Origin of the sequence: Micromonospora sp. CA-246542 (genome assembly GCF_050942905.1) — a bacterium.
Lineage (GTDB): Bacteria > Actinomycetota > Actinomycetes > Mycobacteriales > Micromonosporaceae > Micromonospora.
This window is the reverse complement of the sequence record NZ_CP192040.1, coordinates 1463538-1481591: the sequence shown is the minus strand read 5'-3', so window position 1 is coordinate 1481591 and position 18054 is coordinate 1463538. Positions and strand designations below refer to the sequence as shown.

The following is an 18054-nucleotide window of genomic DNA, read 5'->3' as shown; positions in this document are numbered from 1 at the left end:
TCCAGCGTACGGCCGCCACATCGCCTCAGCGGAAGTGGTCCCAGCCCCGGGGCCCGTCGTAGGCACCGCCGTCGACCGTCACCCCGACACCGTCCGTCACCGTGCCGATGGGCCGCCACTGCGGCGGCAACGCCACCGTCGGGGGGAAGGTCGCGGCCAGCGCGTGGTCCTCGCCGCCCGCCAGGATCCAGGTGTACGCGTCGACGCCGAGCGCCTGCGCGGCATCCGCCATCTGCCGGGGCACCTCGAAGGCGTCGCGCCGCACGTCGATCGCCACACCGCTGGCCCGCGCCACGTGCCCCAGGTCGGCGAGGAGCCCGTCCGAGACGTCGATCATCGAGGTCGCGCCGAGCTGGGCGGCCTGCGGGCCGGCCGGGTAGGGGACGTTCGGCCGCCGGTACGCCTCGACCAGCAGCCGGGGAGTACGGAAGCCACGGCTGAGCACGGTCAGCCCGGCCGCCGCGTACCCGATGCGACCCGCCAGGGCCAGCACGTCGCCGGGACGGGCGCCGGAGCGCACCACGGGCGCCCGGCCACCGAGGTCGCCCAGCGCGGTGACCGCGATCGTCAGGGTGGGGCTCGACGACATGTCCCCGCCCACCACGCTCGCGCCGACCGTGGCGGCCTCCGCGGCCAACCCGTCGGCCAGCTCCTCCGCCCAGCTCGCCTCGAGGTCGGCGGGCATGCAGAGGGCGACCAGCAGAGCGGTCGGGACCGCGCCCATCGCCGCGACATCGGCCAGGTTGGCGGCGGCGGCCCGGTGACCGACGTCGCGCGCCGACCCCCAGTCCCGCCGGAAGTGCCGCCCGTCGACGAGCACGTCCGTGCAGGCGACCACCCGGCCGTCCGGCGCGGCTACCACCGCCGCGTCGTCACCCGGCCCGAGCACCGTCGTCGGGCCCATCGACAGGCGGGCGGTGACCCGCCCGATCAGCCCGAACTCGCCGATTCCGGCCACGCTGGCGGCACTGCCGGCGTTCGACCCGTTCTGCCCGGCACCGCCGCGCTCGCTCACCGCTGCTCCTTGACCACCGATAGGGATCAGACCTGGTCCGTAAGGTAGTTTCACCCTTCGGGCCGCCTTCGGGCGGCGACGGACGGAGGTCGAGTCGTGGTACAGGCGTACATCCTCATCCAGACCGAGGTCGGCCGCGCACGGGACGTGGCGGGTCTCATCGCGGACATCGCCGGCGTGGTACGCGTCGACGCCGTCACCGGACCGTACGACGTGGTCGTCCTCACCGAGGCGAACACCGTCGACGAGCTCGGCAAACTCATCGTCAGCAAGGTGCAGATGGTGCCCGGCATCACCCGCACCCTCACGTGTTCGGTGGTGCGGCTGTAAGTGGACGAGATGACGACCCCCTCGGCGGTTCGGGACGACGGCGAGCGGGAGCCGGCGGACACCTCGCCCGAGCCGGCTGAAGGTACCCACGCGGACGCCGATCCGGCCGCCGACGCGCCGGCCGGCCGGGACCGGACCGTCCGGGGAGCGGCCCTGCTCGCCACGGTGATCGCACTACCGGTCACGCTGCTGGTGGCCGTGCTGGCCTTTGCCAAGCTCGCCCCGGAGACGCCGGCCGCCGCGCCGAGCCCGTCCGCGAGCGCCACCCGGGCACAGTCCAGCGCGCCGGTCGAGATGGCCGCGCCGGCGCTGGCCGAGCGCCCGGCCACGGTCTGCCGGGCGCTGCTCTCCCAGCTCCCGCAGACCATCCGCGACCTGACCCAGCGTCCGGTCACGGCGGGCCCCGAGCAGAACGCCGCGTACGGCGACCCCGCGCTCACCGTGGCCTGCGGAGGCGCCGAGCCGACCATTCCGGCCACCGACGAGGTCTGGGTGGTCAACCGGGTCTGCTGGCACCCCGTCGAGGAGACCGACATGACGGTCCTCACCACCGTCGACCGCGAGACGCCGGTTACGGTCCGGATCCCGCGCTCCTACCCGCAGCCGTTGCAGTGGGCCGCCCCGATCTCCAGCGCCATCGTGGCGTCGGTGCCCTCGGGCGGTGCCGTACCCGCCGGCTGCCAGGGCTGACGCGCCGACGCGTGGCCCGTACGACGGGCCACGCGTCGAGGACGTCCTCGGTTCAGTGCAGGCCGACGCCGCGCCGCTGGGCGGTACGGATCAGCCGGCTGACCAGCTTGGGGTACTCCAGGCCGGAGGCCGCCCACATCCGGGGGAACATCGACGTCGGGGTGAACCCGGGCATCGTGTTGATCTCGTTGAGGTAGACGTCCAGGTCCGGGGTGACGAAGAAGTCGGCCCGGGCCAGGCCGGCGCAGTCCAGCGCGGTGAACGCGCGGATCGCGTACTCCTGCACCTGGCGGATCACCTTGTCGGGCAGGCCGGCCGGGATGTCGTACTCGCAGGAGTCGTCGAGGTACTTGGCCTCGAAGTCGTAGAAGTCGTGGTCGGCGACGACACGCACCTCGGCCAGCACGGACGCCTCGGGGGTGCCGCCGGCCTCGCCCTCCAGCACACCGCACTCGATCTCGCGGCCCACGATCGCGGCCTCGATGATCACCTTGGGGTCGAACTGCCGGGCGGTGGCGACCGCCTCGTCGAGCTTTGACCAGTCGGTGACCCGGGTGATGCCGAACGAGGAGCCGGCGCGGGACGGCTTGACGAAGACCGGCAGGCCGAGCCGCTTCTTGTCCTGCTCGCTCAGCGTCATCCCGTTGCGCAGCACCGCGTACGCGCCGACCGGGATGCCCTCGATGGCGCAGAGCTTCTTGGTGAACTCCTTGTCCATCGCGGCGGCGGAGGCGAAGACGTTCGCCCCCACGTAGGGGATGCCGGCCATCTCGAGCATGCCCTGGATGGTGCCGTCCTCGCCGTACGTGCCGTGCAGCACGGGGAAGACCACGTCCACGTCGGCCAGCGCCCGGGGGCCTTCGGTCGGGTCGAGCACCATCAGCCCGTTGCCGGTGGGGTCGGCGCGCAGCACGATGTCCGCGCCGGACTCTGCGGTGATCTCCGGGAGCTGGCGGGCGTCGATGGCGAGCTGGGCGGGATCACCACTGGTCAGCACCCACTGGCCGGCGCGGGTGATGCCGACCGGCACCACCTCGTACTCGTCGGGGTCGAGGGCGCCGAACACGCTGCCGGCGCTGACGCAGGAGATGCCGTGCTCCGGGCTGCGGCCGCCGAAGACGATCGCCACGCGGGTCTTGCCTGGGGTGGTCACTCCGGTCACCTCTTCGTACGCGACTGCGGCTGATCGTGCTCGCCGGTGGCGCTCACCCGGTTGACCTTACTGTGCGTGGCGATCAGGCGCGGCGATACCCGGCGAGCCACGACGCGACACGGCATTCGGTCAACAGAGCATATACGGTGTGTGACGGAATGGTGGGGTCGAATCAGTCCCGGGAGTGCCGGCGACCGACCGCGATCACCTTGACCCGCTGCCGGCCGGCCCGGACCATGCCCAGGGCCATGAAGGCGCCGGCGATCCGGTCGGCGGCCTCCCTGCTGCTCGCGCCCACCACTTGGCGGCGACGCTCGGGGGCGACCCGCTCGTTGCGGTCGATGCCCTCGACGGGACGCACGTCGGTGAGCACGACCAGGAAGCGGGTCATCCCCGAACCCCACGGCGCAGGGGCGGAGACTTCGGACCGGTACGCACGTCGTCCCCTTCCGGCGGTCGGGCACGGGCGGCACGCGGCGATCGGGTACGGGGGAGAAACCCGATCGCCGCGCGCCCTATCCCCTCCGGTCGCTCACCACCACCGTCGCCACGACAACCGGCGGTGAGGACGCGATAACAGATTGACACGTCTACAGCCATGAATGCAACTCTCATCGGCCATCTCTCATGTACCCGTTCCCATAAATGTGTGCGACCATCGATGCATGGCCCCCAAGACCGCCCGTGCCCGCCGACTCGGCATCGCCCTACGCCAGTTCCGGGAAGCCGCCGGGTTGACGCTGGAGTCCGCCGCAGATGAGATCAACAGCACCCGCAGCACCCTCTCCCGCTACGAGAACGCCCAGACGCTGATCAGCCCGGCCACCGTGCGCGCCCTGCTCACCTCGTACGGGGTGACGTCCGAGGAGGTGGCCGCCGCGGTACAACTCGCCAAGGACGCGCGCAAACCGGGCTGGTGGGTGTCGTACTCGTACCTGCTCGACCCGCGCACCATCGACTTCATCGCCCTGGAGGCGGAGGCCACCGCGATCTCCAACTTCGAGCCATCGGTGGTGCCCGGCCTGTTGCAGACCGCCGACTACATCCGGGGAGTGATGCGCGGCGGCCCGCACACCCTGGGCGACGAGCTGGTGGAGCAGCGGGTCAAGATCCGGCTCGACCGCCAGCAGCGGCTCACCGCCGACACCCCACCCATCCTCGACGCGATCATCGACGAGGGCGCGCTGCTGCGCCCGGTCGGCGACGAGTCGGTGATGGAGGGCCAACTGCGGCACCTCGTCAAGATGGCCGAGCTACCGAACATCACCGTCCAGGTGATTCCCCTCTCCGCCGGCTACCACCGGGGCACCCGTGGCTCGCTGCACATCCTGGAGTTCGCCGATCCGGAGGACCCGATCATCGCGTCGGTGGAGACCGTCGCCGGTCAGATGATCCTCGACCGGGCGGGCGAGACGCGTACCTGCACCAAGATCATGGAGCATCTGCGCAGCGTGGCGCTCAGTCCGGCGGACAGCCGGGCGATGCTCCTGTCAGTCCTGAAGGGACGGTAGGAGACCGATGACACCGACGATCTCAGCGGCGTTGGCCACGGCGGCGTGGCGCAAGAGCAGCCGTAGCGGCGACGAGGGAGCCTGCGTGGAGGTGGCCGCGATCCCCCGACTGGTGGCCGTCCGCGACTCCAAGGACCCGGCCGGCCCGGCCCTGCTGTTCCCCCCGGCGGCCTGGGCCACCTTCGCCCAGGCCCCACCGCGCCGCTGACCAACCAGTAGGACCCGCGCCCCGCCGACCGGGCTGAACACAGCCCGGGACGCGGGGCGCGGCCAGGTGGGAAGTCAGGCGACCAGCGGGCGGGGCTCCGGCGCGGCACGTACGGCCTCCAGGGCGGCGATCGCCACGCCACGGGCGCCGGCCATGTCGCGGTCCGGCACGAGCGCGAAGGTGGCGACGGCGGCCTGCTCCTCGCGGAGCACGGTGTGCTCGCGGACCGTCGCCAGGAACCAGTCCCGGAATGCCGGCGCGGCCTCCACCACACCGCCACCGACGAAGTACGCGTGCGGGTCGGTGAAGTTGGCCGCCAGGGTGAACAGGCGGCCCAAAGCCATCGCCTGCTGGGTGAAGAGGTCCCGGGCCAACGCGTCACCCCGCTCGCCGTAGCCCCGCACGAGCTTCGCCGCCCGTGCCACCGGCTCGGCCGCGAGGGGGTGATCGGGATACCGGGCCAACCAGTACGGCAGCAGGTTGCGCTCGATGCCGGTCAGCGAGGCGATGCTCTCGACATCACCGGTGAAGCCGCAGGCGCAGGTCGGCTCCGACTGCTCCGGGCCGAGCAGGCCGCCCAGCGGGATGTGCACGTGACCCAGCTCGCCGGCCATGCCGGCGGCGCCGGCGATCACCCTGCCGCTCTCGACCACCCCGCCGCCGAGGCCCGTGCCGACGATCGCGGAGACCGACGACCGGGTCATCGCCTCGTCACCGAAGTACACGTGGTGGGCGTAGAGCGCCGCCGCGTTGCCGTCGTTGTGGTAGACCACCGGCAGCCCCAGTCGACGCTCCAACGCGCCCCGGACGTCGAAGCCACGCCAGGCCGGCTGCGAGAAGTTGGTCGAGCCGCGCGACGAGATGACGCCGGTCGCGCTCGCGGGGCCGGGGGTGTCGAGCCCGACCGCCCGAACCAGCTCGCGGGGGACGCCGGTCTGCGCCAGCGCCCCGTCCAGCGCCCGCGCCAGCGCCTCGATCGCCGCCTCCGGGCCGGCCTGCACCTCACTGGGGATCTCCAGCAGGCCGTCGACCAGGAAGCGGCCGTCCACCGTCAGCACGGTGGCGTTGTTGCTGGTGCCACCGTTGTCCAGGCCGACGACCACCGGCACCCCTGCGCTGCCCACCGCAACCGCCTCCCGCCCTCATGAGTGTGAGCCGAGGCTAGTGCCAACCCCGCTCCCCCGCCACGCCCACCCCACACCACCACCGCCACCGCCACCGCGCCACACCACACCCGGCACCACCCCGCACCGAGCCCTCGGCGAGGAGCGGGGGTGCTCGGATCGCCCTTTGCTCTGCTTCAACCCAGGAAACACCTGACGTCCGGTAATCGGACACCGGGTGTTGCCTCGGTTGAAGCAGAGCAAAGGACGCAACACAGCAAGTGGCGCCGAGACGCGAGACGCCCGAGACACCCGAGGCGCCGCCGCCACCGCACGTGCGCTACCGGGTTCCGCGTCCGCCACGAACGATGGCAGCAGGGGGCGGCTCAGCTCGGGCGGCGAGCGCTCACCGCGGTGGCGTCGAGGTCCTCGTCCGTGCGCACGGTCGGCAGCAGGCCCGCGGCTTCGAACGACCGGCAGAGGTCGTCCACCTGCGTCTCGCCGGCCTCGACCACCAGGTGACCGCCCGGGGCCAGCCAGGTCGCCGCCTCGACGCCCACCCGGCGCAGCACGGCCAGTCCGTCCGGCCCGCCGTCGAGCGCCACCGGGGCCTCGTGCAGCCGTGCCTCCGGCGGCATCAGGGCCACCGCGTCGGTCGGCACGTACGGTGCGTTGGCGACCACCAGATCGAGACGCCCCCGCCAGCGCTGGGGCAGCGGGGCGAACAGGTCGCCCTCGTACACCTCGGCGGCCAGCCCGGCGAGGTTGCGCCGGGCGCACGCCACCGCCACCGGGTCGATGTCGGCGGCGGCCAGCCAGCGCGGCGCGAGCCGGTGCGCCAGCGCGACGGCGGCAGCCCCGGAGCCGCAGCAGAGGTCGACCACGGCCGGGGCGGGGCCGGTCAGCTCGACCGCCACCTCGACCAGCAGGGCCGTCCGGCCGCGCGGCACGAAGACGCCCGGGTCGACGGCGATCCGCCGGCCGCAGAACTCCGCCCAGCCGAGCACGTACTCCAGCGGCTCACCGGCCACCCGGCGGTCGGTCAGCTCGGCCAGCGCCACCGGATCGTCGGTGGCGGCGAGCAGCAGCTCGGCCTCGTCCTCGGCGTACACGCAGCCGGCGGCACGCAGCCGGCCCACCAGCGCCGACCGGTCGATCGGCGGTGACTTCACTCAGCCTCCGCGCTGGCGTCCAGCGCGGCGGCGATGTCGGCCACCAGGTCGGCCGTGTCCTCGGCGCCGCAGGAGAGCCGGACGAAGCCGGGGGCGGTGTCGTCGCCCCACTGGGCGCGCCGGTCGGCCGTGGTGTGCAGTCCACCGAAGGAGGTGGCGGCCGCCACCAGCCGGGCGGCCTCGACGAAGCGGGCGACCCGATCGGCGTCGCCCAGGTCGAACGACAGCACCCCGGGCATCCGGCGCATCTGCGTCGAGGCCACCGCGTACGCGGGGTCGTCCGGCAGCCCCGGCCAGCGCAGCCCGGTCACGTCCGGACGGGCCGCCAGCAGGTCGGCGACGGCGGCGGCGTTCGCACTCTGCCGGGCCAGCCGCAGGTCGAGGGTTGCCAGCGACCGGTGGGCCAGCCAGGAGTCGAACGCGCCCGGCACCGAACCGGTGCTGGTACGCCAGAGCGTCGCCGTCTCCATCACCTCGTCGGACCGGCTGGCCAGGTAGCCGAGCAGCACGTCGGAGTGGCCGGTGAGCGCCTTCGTGCCGGACGCCACCACCAGGTCCGCGCCGAGGTCCAGTGGACGCTGCCCGAGCGGGGTGGCCGTGGTGTTGTCGACCGCGAGCAGGGCGCCGGCGGCGTGTACCCGCTCCGCCAGGGCCTTCACGTCGACCACGTCCAGGCCCGGGTTGGCCGGGGTCTCCACCAACACCAGCCGGACGCCCTCGAACGACGGGTACGGGCCGACGGTCGGCACGAAGAGCACCCGTACGCCGATCGTCTCCAGCACGGCGGTGGCGAACGCCCGCACCGGGAAGTACCCGTCGGAGGGCAGCACCACGGTGTCCCCCGGGCGCAGCAGGGTGAACAGCGCCGCCGTGATGGCGGCCTGACCGCTGGCGAAGACGCGGCAGTCTCCGCCCTCCAACTCGCCCACGGCGGCTTCCAGCAGCCGCCGGGTCGGGTTGTCCGGGCGACCGTAGCCGTTCGGTGACGCGTCCGGCCCCTGCCTCGGATCGAGGTGGTACGGCGCGGCGAACACCGGCCCCGGCAGGAACGGGTCACCCGGTGCCGGCTCCGGCAGGCCGGCGCGTACACAGCGGGTGCCGTCTCCCCACTCGCTCATCAGGTCCTCACTCGTACGACTCGGGCTTGGCGGTGCGGCTCATCAGCGCCTGGACGGCGAGACGCGGGTCCATCCCCTCGTGGCAGATCCGTTCGACGTGCTCGGTGATCGGCATCTCCACGCCGTGTGCCCGGGCCAGGTCGCGGATCGCGAGGCAGCTCTTGACGCCCTCGGCGGTCTGTCGCGTGGCGGCCTGGGCCTGTTCCAGGGTCTCGCCCCGACCCAGGTGCTCGCCGAAGGTGCGGTTCCGGGCCAGCGGCGACGAGCAGGAGGCGACGAGGTCACCCATGCCCGCCAGTCCGGCGAAGGTGATCGGGTCCGCGCCGAGCGCCACGCCCAGTCGGGCCGTCTCGGCCAGCCCCCGGGTCATCAGCATGGCCCGGGTGTTGTCGCCGAAGCCCATCGCCGTGGCGATGCCGTACGACAGCGCGATCACGTTCTTGACCGCGCCGCCCAGCTCGCAGCCGATCACGTCGTCGTTGGTGTACGGACGCAGGTACGGCGTCCGGATCGACGACTGGACGAGTGTGGCCCGGTCGGCGTTCGTGCCGGCCACCACCGTGGCGGCCGGCTGCTCGGCGGCGATCTCCGGGGCCAGGTTCGGGCCGGAGACCACCACCACCCGGTCCGCGGCCACCCCGGCGGTCTCCACGATGACCTCGCTCATCCGCCTGGTGGTGCCGAGCTCGATGCCCTTCATCAGCGACACGAGCGTCGAGTCCGGGTGCAGGTGCCGGGCCCACTCGGCGAGGTTGCCGCGCAGGGTCTGCGACGGCACGGAGAGCACCACCACCTCGGCGCCGGTGATCGCCTCGGCGGCGTCGGTGGTGGCGGTGACCCGGGACGGCAGCAGCAGGTCCGGCAGGTACTCGGGGTTGCGACGCTCGGTACGGATGCTCTCGGCCACGGGGGCCCGGCGGGCCCACACCGTCACGTCCCGGCCGGCGTCGGCCAGGATCTTGGCGAAGGCGGTGCCCCAGGAGCCGGCACCGAGCACCGCGACGTGGCCGCTCATGCGGCTTCGCCCTCGGGCCGCTCGGCGGACGGTCGGGCCGGCCGTTCCCACAGGGGTGGCGGGGTCCCGCCCCGGATCTCGGCGAGCATGTCCCGCAGCCGCAGCATGATGGCGTCCGTCATCTCTTCGAGGGTTTCCCGGGTCGGCGGCGCGTCCGCCCAGCGGCTGAGGTCGACCGGGGCGCCGGCGACCACGGTCACCGGGATCCGGGGGCGTGGGTTGAGCCGGCTGGTACGCGGGTCGAAGATCCGCTCCGGCCCCCACATCACCACCGGCACCACGGGCGCGCCGGTGGCCAACGCCAGGCGGGCGGCGCCGGTCTTGGCCTTCATCGGCCACAGCTCCGGCTGCCGGGTGGTGGTGCCCTCCGGGTAGATCACGACCGCACCGCCCTCGTCGAGCGCGGCGACCAGCGCGTCGAGCGAACGGACCGCCTCGACGCTGCCCCGCTCGACCGGGATCTGCCGGCAGCGGTGCAGGATCCAGCCGACCACCGGCACCCGGAACACGCTGGCCTTGCCCAGGAACTGCGGCCACCGGCCGGAGTCGTAGACGAAGTGCGCGGAGACCAGCGGGTCGGCGTGCGAGATGTGGTTCGGCACGATGATCACACCGCCGTCACCGGCGAGGTGTTCCTGGCCGCGCCAGGTCCGCCGGGTCCAGACGGTCATCACCGGCTTGACCAGCCCCACGGCGAACCGTTGCCAGAACCCCAGCCTCCGCCGTGCCACTGTGCCTCCTCGTCGCGCCCCGACCACACGCGCGCGCCCCACCCGCGACACCCGCAGCGGAAATCATGCCTGCTCGCCCCCGGTACGGCCAGCGAGGGTCCCGTCGTCCGGCTGGCAGGATTGCGGACGTGAGTCAGCCGAGGTGGGCCGTCGTGGTGCCGGTGAAGCGTCTGACCGTCGCCAAGAGCCGGCTGCGGGGCGCGCTGCCCGGCGTACGCCATGAGGAGCTGGCGCTGGCGCTGGCGGCCGACACCCTCCGCGCGGTGCTGGCCTGCCCGGCGGTCGCCGAGGCCCTGGTGGTGACCGACGACCACCGGGTGGCGCGGTCGGCGCGGGCCGTCGGGGCGCGGACGCTCGCCGATCTGCCGGACGCCGGCCTGAACGCCGCGTTCCGGCACGGCGCGGCACAAACCCCGACGCGGTGGGTGGTCGGGCTCACCGCCGACCTGCCGGCGCTGCGCCCGGACGAGCTGGCCGCCGCGCTGCTCGCGGCGCAGCGCGACCCCGAGGGGTACGCCGGTTCGTCGCGGACGCGCCCGGCACGGGGACCGTGCTGCTCGCCGCCCCGCCGGGCGTCGACCTCGACCCGCGGTTCGGAATCGGCTCGGCGGCGGCGCACGAGGCGAGCGGAGCGCTGCCGCTGACCGGCGACTGGCCCAGCCTGCGACGGGACGTGGACACCGCCGCGGACCTGGCCGACGCCGCCCGCCTGGGTCTGGGACCGCGCACGGCCGCGCTGCTCGCCACGGTCCGCCCGGCGCGCGCCACGAGCTGAGGGCACCGGCCGTGCAGCCCGGGGGTGACCCCGCCGGTGTACGGTGCCAGCATGCAGGGCACGGTGGCCAGCTACGACGCGGCGACGCGCAGCGGTGTCCTGCTGCTCGACGACGGCACCGAGCTGCGCTTTCCCGCGCGGGCGTTCGACGCCTCCGGCCTGCGGCTGCTCCGGCTCGGCCAGCGGGTCCGCATCGACACCGATCCCGACGGCGAGGTCGTCCGGGTGACATTGCCGACGATGAACTGAGCTGGCAGGGCCAAGTTCATTTTGCGTTAACTCGAATCGGGTGATTATGAGCGGGTGAGCACCCCTCGCGAGCACCCGGTCACCCCGCCCGCCACCGACCCCCGCAACGGCGCCCGCATCCGCGGCACCGACGGCCGTTTCCGCCCGTCCCGGGCCGAACGGGCCGGCGCCGCCCGCGCCGACACGCTCGCCGACGACCCGGGGGGCGCCTCCTCCGGGCTGGACGAGGTCCTCGACCCCGCCGTCACGACCACCGAGACGGACGGCCCGGCGGCCGGTGGGGTCCAGCCGGGGTCGCCATCCGCCGGGGACGACGAGCAGGCACCGACCCCTCCTTCGCTGCCGGAGGACCGCTTCCTCAACCGCGAGCTGTCCTGGCTCGACTTCAACGCGCGGGTGCTCGCCCTCGCCGAGGACCAGCGCACTCCCCTGCTGGAGCGGGCCAAGTTCCTGGCGATCTTCGCCAGCAACCTGGACGAGTTCTACATGGTGCGGATCGCCGGCCTGAAGCGGCGGCTCTCCGCCGGCCTGCCGGTACGCGGCGGCGACCGTCTCCCGCTGCGCACGCAGCTCGAACTGATCGCCGAACGGACCGCCGAGCTGGGCGCCCGGCACGCCGCCTGCTTCGTCGACGACGTGCTGCCCAAGCTGGCCGACGAGGGCATCCGCATCCTGCGCTGGGGCGATCTGGGCGACGGCGAACGGGAGCGGCTGCGCACCTACTTCCGGGAGCACATCTTTCCGGTGCTCACCCCACTCGCGGTGGACCCGGCGCACCCGTTCCCGTACATCTCGGGACGGTCGCTGAACCTGGCGGTGGCCGTCCGCGACCCGGACGGCGGCTCCGAGCTGTTCGCGCGGGTGAAGGTGCCCAACAACGTCCCGCGGTTCGTACGCGTCGACCGGGACCAGCCGGGCGTACGGATGCTGCCGGTCGAGGACCTGATCTCGGTGCACCTGGGTCAGCTCTTCAGCGGCATGCAGGTGGTCGAGTGCCACCTGTTCCGGGTGACCCGCAACGCCGAGGTGGAGGTCGACGAGGACCGCGACGAGGACCTGCTCCAGGCGCTGGAACGGGAGCTGGCCCGCCGCCGCTTCGGTCCGCCGGTGCGGCTGGAGGTCGCCGCGTCCATCTCCGACCACATGCTGGAACTGCTCGTCCGCGAGCTGGACATGGACGACCAGGACGTGCTGCGGGTGCCCGGCCTGCTGGACCTGTCCGCGCTCTGGCAGGTGTACGGCGAGGCCGATCGCCCGGACCTGAAGGACCCGCCGTTCGTACCGGCCACGCACCCCCGGCTCACCGAGGGTGAGGTGCCGCGCAGCGTCTTCTCCACCCTGCGCGACGGGGACATCCTGGTGCACCACCCCTACCACTCGTTCGCGACGAGCGTGCAGCGCTTCATCGAGCAGGCCGCCGCCGACCCGAACGTGCTCGCCATCAAGCAGACGCTCTACCGGACCAGCGGTGACTCGCCGATCGTGGACGCGCTCGTGGACGCGGCCGCCGCGGGCAAGCAGGTGGTGGTGCTGGTCGAGGTGAAGGCCCGCTTCGACGAGGTGGCCAACATCGGCTGGGCCCGGACCCTGGAACGCGCCGGCTGTCACGTGGTGTACGGGCTGGTGGGGCTCAAGACGCACTGCAAGACCGCGTTGGTGGTCCGGCAGGAGGGCAACCAGATCCGCCGGTACTGCCACATCGGCACCGGCAACTACCACCCGAAGACCGCGCGGCTGTACGAGGACTTCGGCATGCTCACCGCCGACCCGGAGATCGGGGCCGACCTCACCGACCTGTTCAACGTGCTGACCGGTTACAGCCGGCAGACCGCGTACCGGCGGCTGCTGGTCGCCCCCCAGGGCATCCGCAGCGGCCTGATCGAACGGATCGAACGGGAGATCGCGCACGTCCGCCTCGGCATGCCCGGCCTGGTCCAGTTCAAGGTCAACTCACTGGTCGACGAGGGCGTGACCGACGCGCTGTACCGGGCCTCCCAGGCCGGCGTCCACGTCGACCTGCTCATCCGGGGTATGTGCACGCTGCGTCCGGGGGTGCCGGGGCTGTCGGAGAACATCCGGGTCCGGTCGATCCTGGGCCGGTTCCTGGAGCACTCCCGCGTCTTCCGCTTCGGCAACAACGGCGAGGCCGAGTTCTGGATGGGCTCGGCGGACCTGATGCACCGCAACCTGGACCGGCGGGTGGAGGCGCTGGTGCAGGTGAGCGACCCGATCGCGCGAGCCGAGTTGGACCACGTGCTGACCGCCGCCATGAGCCCGGACGTCGACGCGTTCGAGCTGGCCGGCGACGGCACCTGGACCCGGCGTACCGGCGGCGACGAGACGTCCCGCGTACATCTCCAGGAACTGTTGCTGCGCCGCGTCGGTGGCACGGCCGGCTGAGCGATCACCGCCTAGGCTGAGCTGATGGTCGAGGAGGAGCAGAAGTACGGGGTCGACGACACCTTCGTGCTACCCGACCTGTCCGCCACCGCACCGGTCGGCGGCCGGGTCCGGGCGCTGCCGCCGGTGACGCTCGTCGCCCGCTACCTCGACACGGTCGACCTGCGGCTGGCCCGCGCCGGGGCGTCCCTGCGCCACCGCGACGGGGACGAGCCGCCGTGGACGGTCAAGCTGCCCACCGGCACGCCCGGCGTCCGGCACGAGATCTCCCGTCCCGGCCCGGCCGGTCAGCCGCCGCCGGAGCTGGTCGAGCTGGTCACCGCCCTGCACCGGGGTACGCCCCTGGCACCGGTCACGGTGGTGCGTACCGTCCGGCACGCCCACGAGGTGTGTGCCGGGGACGGCACGGTGCTCGCCGAGGTGGTGGACGACCGGGTGAGTGTCCTCGACGACGCCGGCGCCACCGCGGGTGAGTTCCGCGAGGTGGAGGTCGAGCGCAAGGCCGGCGACCGCGACCTGCTGGGCCGCATCGGCGCGGTGCTGCGCGACGCCGGGGCGCGGGCCGGCTCGTTCACCCCGAAGCACGTGCGGGCGCTGGGGGCCGTGGCCCAGGCCGAACCGGACCTGGTCGCACCGGGCGAGCTGGCCGACGATCCGAGCGCCGGGGAGGTGGTCACCGAGGCGGTCCGCAAGGAGGTACGCCGGCTACTGGCGCACGATCCCCTCGTCCGGCTGCACAACTCCACCGGCGACGGTGACAGCGCCGTACACCAGATGCGGGTGGCCTGCCGACGGCTGCGCAGCGACCTGCGGACCTTCCGTCCACTCGTACGTCGGAGCTGGGCCCGTCCCCTGCGCGGCGAGCTGCGCTGGCTGGCCGGGGTGCTCGGCGGGGCGCGCGACGCCGAGGTGCTGCGCGAGCGGCTGCGGCGCACCGCGGCCGCCGACCCGCTCAGCCCACTCGACGCGGACGCGGTGGACCGGCTCGACGACGCGCTCGCGCAGCGGCAGCGGCAGGCGCTCGCCGCCATCGACGAGGCGCTGCGCTCCCCGCGCTACCTGGCCCTGCTGGACGCCCTCGTGCTCGCCGCCCGCGCGCCCCGGCTCACCCGGCGGGCGGCCACCCCGGCGGCCCGGACGCTACCGAAGCTGGTGGCCCGCCCGTGGCGGCAGCTCACCGGCCCGGAGGGCGTCGACGGGCTCGACCCGCTCGCGCCCGACGACCGCTGGCACGCCGTCCGCAAGCAGGGCAAACAGGCCCGGTACGCGGTCACCGCCGTCCTCCCGGCGGTCGGCCGGGACGCACGGCGGCTGGCCCGCGCGCTGGCCCGCGTCCAGGACGTGCTCGGTGAGCACCAGGACGCCGCGGTGGCCGCCGAAACCTGGCTCGCCCTCGCCGCCCAGCGTCCCGGCGACCACGAGATCGCGGTCACCGCCGGGCGGCTGGCCGAGCGGGAGCGCGATACGGTCCGTCGGATGCGGGCCCGGTTCCCCGACGCGTGGCACCGGGCGACCCGACGACGGCGGACCAGATGGCTGCCGTGACGGGCATCCGGGCCGCCGGCGGGGTCTGCTGGCGGCCGACCGACGACGGCGTACGGGTCTGCGTGGTGCACCGCCCGCGCTACGGGGACTGGACGCTGCCCAAGGGCAAGCTGGAACCGGGCGAACACCCGCTCGTCGCGGCGGTCCGCGAGGTGGCCGAGGAGGCCGACGTGCGGGGCGTACCGCAGGTGCGACTGCCGTCGGTGCGCTACCGCAGCGAAGGACAGGACAAACTGGTCGACTACTGGTCGATGCTCGCCGTCGCCGAGGGGGGTTTCCAGCCGGGCACCGAGGTCGACGACATCCGGTGGTTGACCGTCGACGACGCGATCCGGCTGGTCAGCTACCCGCACGACACCGAGGTGCTGGCCGCGTTCGCCACGCTGCCGTCGGTGACCGCGACCGTCGCGCTGGTCCGGCACGGGCACGCCGGCAAGCGGGCCACGTGGACCGGTCCGGACACCGCCCGGCCGCTCGACGACGAGGGGTGGGCCCAGGCGTACGCGCTGGCGCCGCTGATCGCCGTGGTCCGGCCGGCCCGGTTGCTGTCGGCGTCGGCACGCCGCTGCGTGCAGACCCTGGACCCGGCCGCCGCGCTGCTCGACCTGCCCATCGAGGTCTGCGGCGACCTGGACGAGCCGCAGCCGGGCCAGCAGCCCGACGAGCGGGTGCTGGCCACCGCCGCGCAACTGCTGGAGCTGGGCTGCGCCGGCGGGCAGGTGGCGGTGTGCAGCCAGGGCAAGGTGCTTCCCGGCGCGTTGGAGCGGCTGACCGGCCGCGCCGACGAGGACTTCACCACCCCGAAGGGCGGCGGTTGGCTGCTCGCCTTCGTCGGCGACCGACTGCTCGCCACCGATCGCCTCTGACGCCTGGGCGCTGATCCGCCCCGGTCAGCCGACACACCGGACACCGCGCCATCGCCGGCCCGGCGCACCGGGTCAGCACTTCGCCGGCCCGACGCAGCGGGTCAGCGGGGCGGCAGGGTGACGGTCACCGCCACCGGCAGGTGGTCGCTGGCCTCGCCACGCGGCGCGACCGGTTCCGCCGCCGTCAGACCGGGTGAGACGAAGACGTGGTCGATCTGCTGCCGGGGGTCGTCGGCGGGGCTGGTCGCCAGCGGCCGGGCGGCCGCCAACGCGTCCACCAGACCCGCCCCCGTGAACTGGCCGAACGCCTCGTCACCCGGCTCGGTGTTCAGGTCGCCGGCCACGACGAGCGGGCGGCCCGCCGCGTACCGGATGGCGAAGTCGGCGACCGCACGGGCCTGGACCACCGGTCCCCGGCCGGGCGGCGGCTGGAGGTGGGTGCTCACCACGGCGGTACGCACCTCGTCGCCGAGGTCGAGGGTCACGGCGAGCGCCTGCGCGCCGGTCGGCGCCCCGACGGCCGGCAACGGCAGGGACTCCGGCGCGGTGACCGGCCAGCGGCTGAGCACCGCGTCACCCCACACCGGGTCGGCGGCCGGCCCGAAGACGTACGGCATGCCGAGCCGGTCGGACAGCAGGTCCAGCGTGTCGTGGCCGCCGTTGAGCAGCCACCCCCGGTCCACCTCGCTGAGCAGCACGACGTCCGGTCGCTGCCGGTCGATCGCGGTGGCCAGTCCGGCCAGGTCGAACCGGCCGTCCAGGCCGAAGCCCATCCGGATGTTGTACGCCACCACCCGCAACCGCTCCGGCGGGCCATCCCGGTTGCTGGCCACCGGAAGTTCCTCGTTGACCAGCGGTGCGAGCAGGGCCAGCGCGGTCACCACGGCCGTGGTCGGCAGGGGCGACAACGGTCCGGGGAGCCGGCGGCCGATGGGACGGGCCGTCACCGCCACCACGGCGACCACCCCGGCCACCACCACCGGCACGGCGGCGTTGGGGTAGCCGAGGTCGTAGGCGGAGTAGTAGCCGATCGAACCGACCACGAAGACGAGCATGCCGGCAGCCACCGCGTACCCCCGGCGGGCCGCCGCCCGCCGTCCATCGCCCGCCTCGTCCGCCCGGACCCGGTCGGGGCCGGCGCTCTCGGTCCGGCCCACGTTGTCGGTCCGGCCCGCGCTGTCGGTCCGGCCCGCGCTGTCGGTCCGGCCGGCGCTGTCGGTCCGGCCGGCGCTGTCGGTGAGGGCCAGGCAGGCGCCGAGGCCGACGGCGCTGAGCAGCATGGCCGCGACCAGCAGATCGCCACGGTCGAGGGCGAAGAGCACCGCGCCCGCCAGCAGGGCCACCGGCCCGAGTGGGCGGGTCCACGGCCGGGTCGAGCCCGCCAGCGCGGCCAGCAGGAATCCGGCGACCGCGACCGGCACCGCCGCCAGGCCGAACAGCGGCGAACGGGCGACGGCCCCATCCGCTTGCAGGTACGACATCCCGGCCTGTGCCAGGGCCGGCGCGAGCGCCACCATGCCGGACAGCAGCAGGGTCGGCCCGAACAGCAGCCACGATCGGGACCCGCCGGGACCGGGCGGCGCGGCGGGCAGGGCGGCGTCGAGCAGGAACAGCGCCACCGCGACCACGCTGAGCAGCCAGGCCGCCCAGCCGCCGCGCCAGACGAGGTCGTAGGTGTCCAGCAGCGTGTGACCCACGGCGTTGACCGCCAGCCCGAGCGCCAGCCCCGGCACCGGGCGGTCGGTGCCGGCGGCGACGCCGACCAGCCACACCAGCCCGGCCATCAGGCCCACGGTGGCCAACCAGAGCTGCGGGCGGCCGCCCGGGGTCGCGGTGAGCGCGAGCCGGGCCACGGCCAGCACGACGGCTGCGGCGACGGTCACCGGGCGGGCACCGAGCCGACGGACCAGTGCCGGCGCGCCCAACGCCAGGACGAACCAGCCGAGCGCGAAGGCGCCCATCAGCTCGGCTGGAGTGGAGGCGGCCTGCCCGAAGATGGTGATGATGCCGGGTAGCCAGACGCGCAGCACGTCGATGAGCAGGATGACGCCCAGCGCGAGCGATGAGGTGGTGAGCTGGCGGTAGCGCACCGGCGCCCCACTTCCCGTCGACGGACCGACTCGAAGGGGGAGCCGGCACGGCGATTCTGCGCGTACCGCCCGGTCGGGTCAAC

18 protein-coding genes are annotated in these 18054 nt (G+C 73.9%); 9 read left to right on the top strand and 9 right to left on the bottom strand.

What is annotated here, in order from left to right:
* Positions 1–25: 25 nt before the first annotated feature.
* Complete coding sequence (locus ACQP0N_RS07030) at positions 26–958, bottom strand: thiamine-phosphate kinase (RefSeq protein ID WP_433121483.1); 933 nt, start codon at positions 956–958, stop codon at positions 26–28.
* Positions 959–1111: 153 nt separating this feature from the next.
* Here ACQP0N_RS07030 and ACQP0N_RS07025 point away from each other — a divergent pair, with 153 nt between their 5' ends.
* Together ACQP0N_RS07025 and ACQP0N_RS07020 are read left to right on the top strand one after the other, a co-directional pair.
* A complete protein-coding gene (locus ACQP0N_RS07025; RefSeq protein ID WP_007456453.1) occupies positions 1112–1345 on the top strand; it encodes an Lrp/AsnC ligand binding domain-containing protein in 234 nt (77 codons plus the stop codon).
* 9 nt (positions 1346–1354) lie between these two features.
* A complete protein-coding gene (locus ACQP0N_RS07020) occupies positions 1355–2035 on the top strand; it encodes a DUF3515 family protein (RefSeq protein ID WP_433118545.1) in 681 nt (226 codons plus the stop codon).
* A 52-nt stretch (positions 2036–2087) separates the two neighbouring features.
* On the opposite strand, the gene ACQP0N_RS07015 is transcribed toward ACQP0N_RS07020, so the two are convergent.
* A complete protein-coding gene (locus tag ACQP0N_RS07015; RefSeq protein WP_433118543.1) occupies positions 2088–3188 on the bottom strand; it encodes a D-alanine--D-alanine ligase family protein in 1101 nt (366 codons plus the stop codon).
* A 172-nt stretch (positions 3189–3360) separates the two neighbouring features.
* The gene (locus ACQP0N_RS07010) at positions 3361–3579 is read right to left on the bottom strand and encodes a hypothetical protein (RefSeq protein ID WP_088946586.1); all 219 of its coding nucleotides are present in this window, start codon (positions 3577–3579) and stop codon (positions 3361–3363) included.
* A gap of 274 nt (positions 3580–3853) precedes the next feature.
* On the opposite strand from ACQP0N_RS07010, the gene ACQP0N_RS07005 reads away from it, so the two are divergent.
* Together ACQP0N_RS07005 and ACQP0N_RS07000 are read left to right on the top strand one after the other, a co-directional pair.
* Positions 3854–4699 carry a helix-turn-helix domain-containing protein gene (locus ACQP0N_RS07005; RefSeq protein ID WP_357131152.1) on the top strand — a complete coding sequence of 282 codons (846 nt, stop codon included), beginning with the start codon at positions 3854–3856 and terminating at the stop codon, positions 4697–4699.
* Positions 4700–4706: 7 nt separating this feature from the next.
* Positions 4707–4907, top strand: a complete 201-nt coding sequence (locus ACQP0N_RS07000; RefSeq protein WP_357131155.1) for a DUF397 domain-containing protein — start codon at positions 4707–4709, stop codon at positions 4905–4907.
* A 74-nt stretch (positions 4908–4981) separates the two neighbouring features.
* Here ACQP0N_RS07000 and ACQP0N_RS06995 read toward each other — a convergent pair whose 3' ends face one another.
* The 5 genes from ACQP0N_RS06995 to ACQP0N_RS06975 form a co-directional block, all read right to left on the bottom strand.
* A complete protein-coding gene (locus tag ACQP0N_RS06995) occupies positions 4982–6031 on the bottom strand; it encodes an ROK family protein (protein WP_433118541.1) in 1050 nt (349 codons plus the stop codon).
* Between the two features lie 365 nt (positions 6032–6396).
* Positions 6397–7182 carry a putative protein N(5)-glutamine methyltransferase gene (locus tag ACQP0N_RS06990; RefSeq protein ID WP_433118539.1) on the bottom strand — a complete coding sequence of 262 codons (786 nt, stop codon included), beginning with the start codon at positions 7180–7182 and terminating at the stop codon, positions 6397–6399.
* A complete protein-coding gene (locus tag ACQP0N_RS06985; RefSeq protein WP_433118537.1) occupies positions 7179–8300 on the bottom strand; it encodes a cystathionine gamma-lyase in 1122 nt (373 codons plus the stop codon). The genes ACQP0N_RS06990 and ACQP0N_RS06985 overlap by 4 nt, the downstream gene beginning before the upstream one ends.
* 7 nt (positions 8301–8307) lie before the next feature.
* Positions 8308–9315, bottom strand: coding sequence for an NAD(P)H-dependent glycerol-3-phosphate dehydrogenase (locus tag ACQP0N_RS06980; protein WP_355051531.1), 1008 nt, complete (start codon positions 9313–9315; stop codon positions 8308–8310).
* Positions 9312–10046, bottom strand: a complete 735-nt coding sequence (locus ACQP0N_RS06975) for a lysophospholipid acyltransferase family protein (protein WP_433118535.1) — start codon at positions 10044–10046, stop codon at positions 9312–9314. The genes ACQP0N_RS06980 and ACQP0N_RS06975 overlap by 4 nt, the downstream gene beginning before the upstream one ends.
* Before the next feature lie 128 nt (positions 10047–10174).
* Between ACQP0N_RS06975 and ACQP0N_RS06970 the strand changes: the two genes are divergently transcribed.
* From ACQP0N_RS06970 to ACQP0N_RS06950, 5 genes are all read left to right on the top strand, one after another.
* Positions 10175–10690 (top strand): NTP transferase domain-containing protein, encoded by a 516-nt coding sequence (locus tag ACQP0N_RS06970; RefSeq protein ID WP_433118533.1) that lies wholly within the window; start codon positions 10175–10177, stop codon positions 10688–10690.
* Between the two features lie 182 nt (positions 10691–10872).
* Positions 10873–11070 (top strand): cold-shock protein, encoded by a 198-nt coding sequence (locus ACQP0N_RS06965; protein ID WP_007456426.1) that lies wholly within the window; start codon positions 10873–10875, stop codon positions 11068–11070.
* Between the two features lie 54 nt (positions 11071–11124).
* Positions 11125–13470 (top strand): RNA degradosome polyphosphate kinase, encoded by a 2346-nt coding sequence (locus ACQP0N_RS06960; RefSeq protein ID WP_433118531.1) that lies wholly within the window; start codon positions 11125–11127, stop codon positions 13468–13470.
* 24 nt (positions 13471–13494) lie between these two features.
* Positions 13495–15015 (top strand): CHAD domain-containing protein, encoded by a 1521-nt coding sequence (locus ACQP0N_RS06955; RefSeq protein ID WP_433118529.1) that lies wholly within the window; start codon positions 13495–13497, stop codon positions 15013–15015.
* Positions 15003–15881 (top strand): NUDIX hydrolase, encoded by an 879-nt coding sequence (locus ACQP0N_RS06950; protein ID WP_433118527.1) that lies wholly within the window; start codon positions 15003–15005, stop codon positions 15879–15881. The genes ACQP0N_RS06955 and ACQP0N_RS06950 overlap by 13 nt, the downstream gene beginning before the upstream one ends.
* 101 nt (positions 15882–15982) lie before the next feature.
* Here the strand turns inward: ACQP0N_RS06950 and ACQP0N_RS06945 are convergent, their stop codons facing one another.
* Entirely contained in the window at positions 15983–17971 is a 1989-nt protein-coding gene (locus tag ACQP0N_RS06945) for an endonuclease/exonuclease/phosphatase family protein (RefSeq protein WP_433118525.1), read from the bottom strand.
* Positions 17972–18054 lie beyond the last annotated feature (83 nt).